The 6,428-nt window shown below is 68.5% G+C and carries 7 protein-coding genes; 2 read left to right on the top strand and 5 right to left on the bottom strand.

Annotated elements, in window-relative coordinates; translation table 11 throughout:
• Positions 1-64 precede the first annotated feature (64 nt).
• A complete protein-coding gene (locus IRZ30_RS14730) occupies positions 65-1,426 on the top strand; it encodes a glutamine synthetase family protein (protein ID WP_366945362.1) in 1,362 nt (453 codons plus the stop codon).
• A gap of 285 nt (positions 1,427-1,711) precedes the next feature.
• Here the strand turns inward: IRZ30_RS14730 and IRZ30_RS14735 are convergent, their stop codons facing one another.
• From IRZ30_RS14735 to IRZ30_RS14755, 5 genes are all read right to left on the bottom strand, one after another.
• Positions 1,712-1,990, bottom strand: a complete 279-nt coding sequence (locus IRZ30_RS14735) for a hypothetical protein (protein ID WP_294086230.1) — start codon at positions 1,988-1,990, stop codon at positions 1,712-1,714.
• 258 nt (positions 1,991-2,248) lie between these two features.
• Positions 2,249-2,908 (bottom strand): pyridoxamine 5'-phosphate oxidase, encoded by a 660-nt coding sequence (gene pdxH, locus IRZ30_RS14740; RefSeq protein WP_294086231.1) that lies wholly within the window; start codon positions 2,906-2,908, stop codon positions 2,249-2,251.
• 70 nt (positions 2,909-2,978) lie between these two features.
• Positions 2,979-3,713, bottom strand: coding sequence for an HAD family hydrolase (locus IRZ30_RS14745; protein ID WP_294086232.1), 735 nt, complete (start codon positions 3,711-3,713; stop codon positions 2,979-2,981).
• Between the two features lie 118 nt (positions 3,714-3,831).
• A complete protein-coding gene (locus IRZ30_RS14750; protein ID WP_294086233.1) occupies positions 3,832-4,263 on the bottom strand; it encodes a PaaI family thioesterase in 432 nt (143 codons plus the stop codon).
• Between the two features lie 9 nt (positions 4,264-4,272).
• Positions 4,273-5,193: a DMT family transporter gene (locus IRZ30_RS14755; protein ID WP_294086234.1), complete on the bottom strand. Its 921-nt coding sequence runs from the start codon at positions 5,191-5,193 to the stop codon at positions 4,273-4,275.
• A gap of 425 nt (positions 5,194-5,618) precedes the next feature.
• Between IRZ30_RS14755 and IRZ30_RS14760 the strand changes: the two genes are divergently transcribed.
• The gene (locus tag IRZ30_RS14760; RefSeq protein WP_294086235.1) at positions 5,619-6,098 is read left to right on the top strand and encodes an MgtC/SapB family protein; all 480 of its coding nucleotides are present in this window, start codon (positions 5,619-5,621) and stop codon (positions 6,096-6,098) included.
• Positions 6,099-6,428: the final 330 nt, after the last annotated feature.

Genomic DNA, 6,428 nt, shown 5'->3' on the forward strand with positions numbered 1-6,428 from the left:
GCTCCCCACCGATCCACCAGGCGCGGCCCGCCAGGGCGAAGGAGGTACAACCGTGGTGCTCGAGATGGTGCCGACGATCCGGTCCGCCATAACACCTACCGCGGAGGAGGTCTTGAGCCGCGCGGAGGCAGCGGGCGTCGAGTTCGTCAACCTGCAGTTCACCGACGTGATGGGGATCGTCAAGAGCGTCTCGATCCCCATCGACATTTTCCCGGACGTCATCCAGAACGGGCAGTGGTTTGACGGCTCGTCCATCGCCGGATTCGCCCGCATCGCCGAGAGCGATATGTTCCTGATGCCGGATCTGGCCACCTTCGCGGTGATTCCCTGGGAGCAGGGGCGCAACACCACCGCCCGCGTCATCTGCTGGGTGCACAACCCGAACGGCGATCTCTTCCCCGGAGACCCGCGCGCGGTCCTGCTCCGGCAGTTGGAGCGACTGGCCAAGATCGGCTATCGCTACAACACCGGGCCGGAACTGGAGTTCTTCCTGTTCCGCAAGGACAACGGGAGCGTCCGGCCGCTCCCCCACGACCAGGCGGGCTATTTCGACCTCACCACCGACCTGGCCGCCGAAGTGCGCAAGGACATGATCCAGGCGCTGAAGGCGTTCGGTATCAAGGTGGAGGCGGGGCACCACGAGGTTGCCATCGGCCAGCACGAGATCGACTTCGAGTACAGCGACGCCCTGACGACGGCCGATCAGGCGGTCACGGTGAAGTACACGCTGAAGGCCATCGCCCAGCAGCACGGGCTGCTTGCCACCTTCATGCCCAAGCCGATTGAGGGCGTGAACGGCTCCGGCATGCACACGCACCAGAGCCTGGCTTTCCTGGAATCGGGCGACAACGCCTTCGTCGATACCTCCGACGACTACGGGCTGTCGAAGCTGGCGCGTCACTTCATCGCCGGGCAACTGGCCCACGCCCGGGGCATGGCGGCAGTGATCGCGCCGCTGGTCAACTCCTATCGCCGGCTCGTCCCAGGCTTTGAGGCGCCGGTGTACGTGAGCTGGGCACGGCAGAACCGCTCGGCGCTCATCCGCGTGCCGGCCATCCGCGCCGGGCGCACCGCGGCCACCCGGATCGAGCTGCGCTGCCCGGACCCGGCGGCCAACCCGTACCTCGCCTACGCGGTGATGCTGGCGGCCGGCATTGATGGGATCGAGCGCGAGCTGCCGCTGCCGGAACCGATCGAGGAGAACCTGTACCACTTCACCGAGGAGGATCTGCGCCGCCGCAACGTCGCCACGCTGCCCGCCACCCTGGGCGAGGCGATGGCCGAGCTCGAGCGGGATGAGGTCGTGCGCGAGGCGCTCGGCGAGCACGTCTTCGAGAAGCTGCTCGAGGCGCAGAAGCAGGAGTGGGACAGCTTCCGGCGCCACGTCAGCACCTGGGAGCTCGAGCGGTATCTCGAAATCTACTAATGGGCGCCGGCCCTCACGCCCCACACCGACGCGGGGCACCTGACGGGCCGTCCCCGATGCCGGAGGGCTCCGTCCACCACGCCGCGTGCGTGGAGGCGGAGTCACTCACCGGCAGTATGACTTAGCGGCTTCCACTTCCCCGCCCTTCCCCGGGCCGTGGTCGAGTGCATCCCCCGCATACCGGTGCACCCGGCCACGGTGCCGGGGGCGGAGTCAACCCCGAGGTCAGCACACCAGGCACCGACATCGCGACCACCCCGGTCTCGCGACAGACTCAAACCTGCACTAATCCGAGGTCGAGGTTTCTGCCGCCGCCTGGCGCGCCAACCGCTGGCGGAATTCCTTGATCTCCTGCTCGAATCCCTGGTTCGCGATCGTCAGGCGAACTTGGTTGTTCGACGCAGGCCGGATCGTCAACTCGACGAACCCGCCATCCCCCTCGAAACGGAGATGGCCCGCCTCATCGAGTGTGAGGTCCAGTCCCAGGTGCTCAGGGCCGAAGAACTTGCGCGCCTGCCGGTCCACCTCTCCCTGCCACAGCCGGATCGGAATGGTCTGGGTCATCGCGCGCTCCTCGCTGTCGTCCGCTCGGGATATCCCTCGCCCATCGCGACACCGCCATCCCCGTGCCACGTGGGTCGCAGGGAGACGGGGCGATCTGCAAGCGGCTGCCGCCCGGATCCGAGATGGGTGGCGAGACGGTTCCCCCATCGCGGCCCATGCCCGGGACTAAAGCCGCCGGGCGCGGGCCGAGCGCGTACATCCCATGAAATTCGTCAAACTCCATAAGCCGGCTGAGGAAGGATCTGCCGGTTACGTTCGTCAGGGCGAGAGGCGCTCGATGCGCCAGGAGCCGTCGGGCTGGCGGGTGTAGCGCAGGCGGTCGTGGAGGCGGCTCCTGCGGCTCTGCCAGAACTCGATGGTGATCGGGCTGACCCGGTAGCCGCCCCAGAAGGGGGGTAGCGGCACCTCTTCCGGGAAGCGCTGCTCGACCTCGCGCATGCGCTCCTCGAGCGTCGCCCGGTCGGGGATCACCGTGCTCTGCTCGGAGGCCCAGGCGCTGAGCTGGCTGCCGCGCGGGCGGGTGTGGAAGTACGCCTCGGACTCCTCACGGCTGACGCGCGTGACCTCCCCGGTGACCCGCACCTGCCGCCCCAGGGCGGGCCAGTGGAAGACCAGCGCGGCGCGCGGGTTCTCGGCAAGCTCCCGGCCCTTTTGGCTCTCGTAGTTGGTGAAGAAGACGAAACCGCGCTCATCGAAGCCACGCAGCAGTACGACACGCGCCGAGGGAACGCCGTCCCTGGTGGCCGTCGCCACCGTCATCGCGTTCGGCTCATGGACGTCGCGCGCAAGTGCATCGGACAGCCAGCGGTTGAACTGGGTGAAGGGGTCGTCCGCCAGGTCCGCCTCGTTCAGCCCGACCTCCGCGTCTTCCTTCCGCAACGTCCGCAGTGACCGGTTCGTCTCGGAGAAGTCACTCATACCTCGATCTCACACGCTCTCACGACCCGGCGGCCGTCGCCCGGCACCGGTCCGCCCTCATCTTACCGCGTTACCGCGTCACCCCGACCATGGCGTGGATCGCCGCGGTGGCCGCCTCCACATCGCTGAGGTCGGGCAGCACCGCGTCGGGCGCGTGCGCGGCCAGGTCATCCACGCCGAAGCGGCCGGTCGCGACCGCCAGGACACGGGCACCGGCCGCCCGCGCCGCCTCGATGTCGCGCGGCGTATCGCCGACCAGGATGGTACGCGGGCCGTCGAACGTCGCGCGGTAATGCTCCCACGCCTCGCGCTGTCCCGCTTCCACCAGGTGTCCGCGCTCATGCGCGGTGTCGCCGTAGGCGCCAATCGGGAAGAGGTGGGCAACGCCGGCGGCCTCAAGTTTCGCCCGGGCGACGGCTCGCGAGTTGCCGGTCAGCACGCCCAGGGCAAAGCCCTCGTTGCGCAGCCGCTCCGCCACTGCGACCACGCCCGGCAGCAGGTACTCAACCCGGCTGTCGCGGGCCACCGCTGCCGCGTAGTGCTCGCCCATGCGCGCGACCATCTCGGCCAGGCGCGCATCGATCTCCGCCGTGGAGAGCCCGTGTCGCCCCAGGGCCAGCCGCGCGATCTGGCTGTCGAGCATGCCCGCGAGCGGCACACCATCGAGCGTCGCCGGGACGCCGTAGACCTCCTGCATGGCCCGGACGAAGGCTGCCTGGTGTGCGCGATCGCCCGCGCGCAACAGCGTGCCGTCGATATCGAACAGGACCAGCCCGCGCCAGGCGCGGTGTTCGTCATGCGTCATGCGTCATCCGTCACTCGTGTTGCGTATTGCGTGTTGCGTGTTCCGTATTCCGTTGCTCTCCCCTCTCCCCTGATGGGAAAGGGTCTGGGGGTGAGGGGGATCCCTCACGCACCAAGTATCACGCGCGCCGTGGGTACAGGATGAGCTGGGTGCAGCGGAAGAGCGCCAGGAGTTTGCCGCTGGCGGCGTCGGTGACGCGCGCGTCCCACACCTGCGTGGTTCGCCCACCGTGGACAAGCGTCGCCTCGCAGGCGACCTCTCCCTCGAGGACGGTGCTGATGAAGTTGGTCTTCAACTCGACGGTGGTGAAGTTTTCCGCCCCCTCGGGGAGGGAGGCCAGGCAACCGACCCCGCAGCTACTGTCGGCCAGCGCCACCACCGACGCCGCGTGGAGGTAGCCGTTGGGCGCGAGCAGTTCAGGCCGCACCTTCAGCGACGTCCGCACCCGCCCCTCGCTCACCTCGTGGTAGGTGATCCCGATCAGGTCGAGCAGTGTGCCGGCCTTCCGCTCCTCGAGCTGCTCCAGGGTGATCCGCTTCCCGTCCCCCATGTCCTCCTCCTACGCTCCGTGCCCGCCGTCGCCGGGCGCGTCGAGCGCCGGCTGCGCCGGGGCGTCAGCGACCGGGAGGCGCAGCAGCACCACCGCGGTCAGGATCGCAAGCCCGCCCAGCGCGCGCATCGGGCCGATGTCCTCCCGCAGCACCACCGCAGCCAGGGCAACCGCCATCACCGGCTCCAGCGTGGCGATGATCGACGCCCGCGCCGGGCCCAACCGCATCACGCCCGCGAGGAACGCCAGGACCGCGACCACCGTGCTGGCCACTACCATCGCGGCGAGCACCAGCCAGCCGTGCGGCTGGAAGCCCAGGTCCAGCGAGCCGCTGAGGAAGGCGTAGGCAGCGAACATCACCGCCATGCCGCTCATGATCCAGGTGCTCGCCCGCACCACCGACAGGCCCCGGACGACCCGGCTGCTGACCACGATGTACCCTGCGTAGAGACACGCCGAGGCGAAGGCCAGCAGCATGCCGCGACCGTCAGCCCCCGCGAAGTCCAAGCCCAAGGTGAGCAGGCAGCCGAGCATCGCCAGCACCAGCGCGATCGTGCGCACCAGGGTCAACCGCTCGCCGAGCCAGAGGACCGCCAGCAGCGTCACGATCGCGGGGTAACTATAGAAGATGACGGCCACGGTGGAAGCCGGTGCGTAGCGGATGGCGAGGAAGAACGTGCTGGTATTGGCGACGAACAGGGCGCCAGCGAGTGCGAGGCCGCCCAAGTGCGACCGAGGGATGCCCGCCTCACGCCGCAGCAGCAAGAACGGCCAGGCGAGGAGCGCCGCCGCACCGAAGCGCAGCGTGAGTGTCGTCGGGACATTGATGCCTGCGTCGTAGGCCAGCGCCGCCAGAGTGGGCGTTCCGGCGAAGCCGATTGCTGAGAGGACGACCAGCCCGACGCCAATCGCCTGCCCTCGCCGCTCCATCGTCTCCCTGCCGCCGCCCGCTCCTCATGTGGTGTTCACCCTGCCCGTCGAATCGTACGGGCTGGTACCCGAGCCAGTCAAATGCGGAACGAACCCCCAAAAAGTACTACGGTTTTAACCCATGCGGGTCATGCGAACTGGGCGGTTCGGCTCTATCCTCAGAAGTAGTGATGCTGCAACAGCAGCGGACGCGATAGACAACTCACCTGCCTACTAACCGCTCCACTGATGGACGCCGGCCGTCCCACCGGTGTCCACCCAAACCCTTGAGGGCCGGCTCTCCCCGGCCCTCCCCCCTTTTAATACCCCTGCTTACCCCAATACAGTCCCGGCCGGTCGTGATACGCTCTGCCTGCCGAGTTCCAGCGAATGGCACGAGCGTTGCTCTCGCGTGCGCGGGTTACGAGGGGCGAGAGGAGGCGACGGTGAGCGAATTCGAGGCCCTATTCCGCGTCGGCGTGGCGACGGTGCTGGGTGCGTTGCTCGGCCTGGAGCGGGAGATGACGGGCAAACCGGCCGGGCTCCGCACGCACATGTTGGTAGCCGAGGGAGCCGCTCTCTTCATGGTCGTGTCGATCCTGCTTACCCAGCAGTTCGGCGTGCTCAACGCGGCCAACGTGCGGGTGGACGTTACCCGCATCGGCTCCACCATCGTGACCGGAGTCGGGTTCCTGGGTGCCGGGATGATCCTGCAAGCGCGGGACCGTGTCTATGGGCTCACGACTGCGGCCGGCATCTGGGTCGCAGCCGCGATCGGCACCGTGGCCGGCTCGGGGTTCTACATCGTCTCGGTCTTCGGGACGATCCTGGGCCTGCTGACGCTGGTCGCGCTGCGGGTCGTCGAGCGCCGCCTCCGTCCCGGGTCGTTCGCCGACGACGTCGAGGATGTGGAAGAAGACGAGTAAGCCCGGCGCTGACGGCGTGTACGCGGGCAGCCTTGGCCCGTGGCCAGTGGTGAGTGGATCCCCGCGCCGTGGCATGTGCGGAGGATAGGTGGTGCAACAAATCCTCGCCCCATGGTCGCGGCCCGGGGCTCAAGCCGCAGGGCTGACCACGAAAGCCCGCTCAAGCCGGCTGGGTGGAGACAGGGTTCACACCCCGCCGTTGTGTCCCGCCGCTCGGCCCGTGCCCGGGGCTAAAGCCGCCGGGCTGACAACGAAAGCCGGCTCAAGCCGGCTATGGCGACGCAGGGCTGGCGCCTCGGCATGATGGACCCCGCGGCCAGTTACTCCAGC

This window comes from Sphaerobacter sp. (assembly GCF_019683595.1).
Lineage (GTDB): Bacteria > Chloroflexota > Chloroflexia > Thermomicrobiales > Thermomicrobiaceae > Sphaerobacter.

Bases quoted from the DNA above. Each gene is read 5' to 3' on its own strand.
- IRZ30_RS14735 (WP_294086230.1), bottom strand. From the start codon at position 1,990: ATGACCCAGACCATTCCGATCCGGCTGTGGCAGGGAGAGGTGGACCGG.
- IRZ30_RS14750 (WP_294086233.1), bottom strand. From the start codon at position 4,263: ATGGGGGACGGGAAGCGGATCACCCTGGAGCAGCTCGAGGAGCGGAAG.
- IRZ30_RS14745 (WP_294086232.1), bottom strand. From the start codon at position 3,713: ATGACGCATGACGAACACCGCGCCTGGCGCGGGCTGGTCCTGTTCGAT.
- IRZ30_RS14730 (WP_366945362.1), top strand. From the start codon at position 65: ATGGTGCCGACGATCCGGTCCGCCATAACACCTACCGCGGAGGAGGTC.
- pdxH (WP_294086231.1), bottom strand. From the start codon at position 2,908: ATGAGTGACTTCTCCGAGACGAACCGGTCACTGCGGACGTTGCGGAAG.
- IRZ30_RS14755 (WP_294086234.1), bottom strand. From the start codon at position 5,193: ATGGAGCGGCGAGGGCAGGCGATTGGCGTCGGGCTGGTCGTCCTCTCA.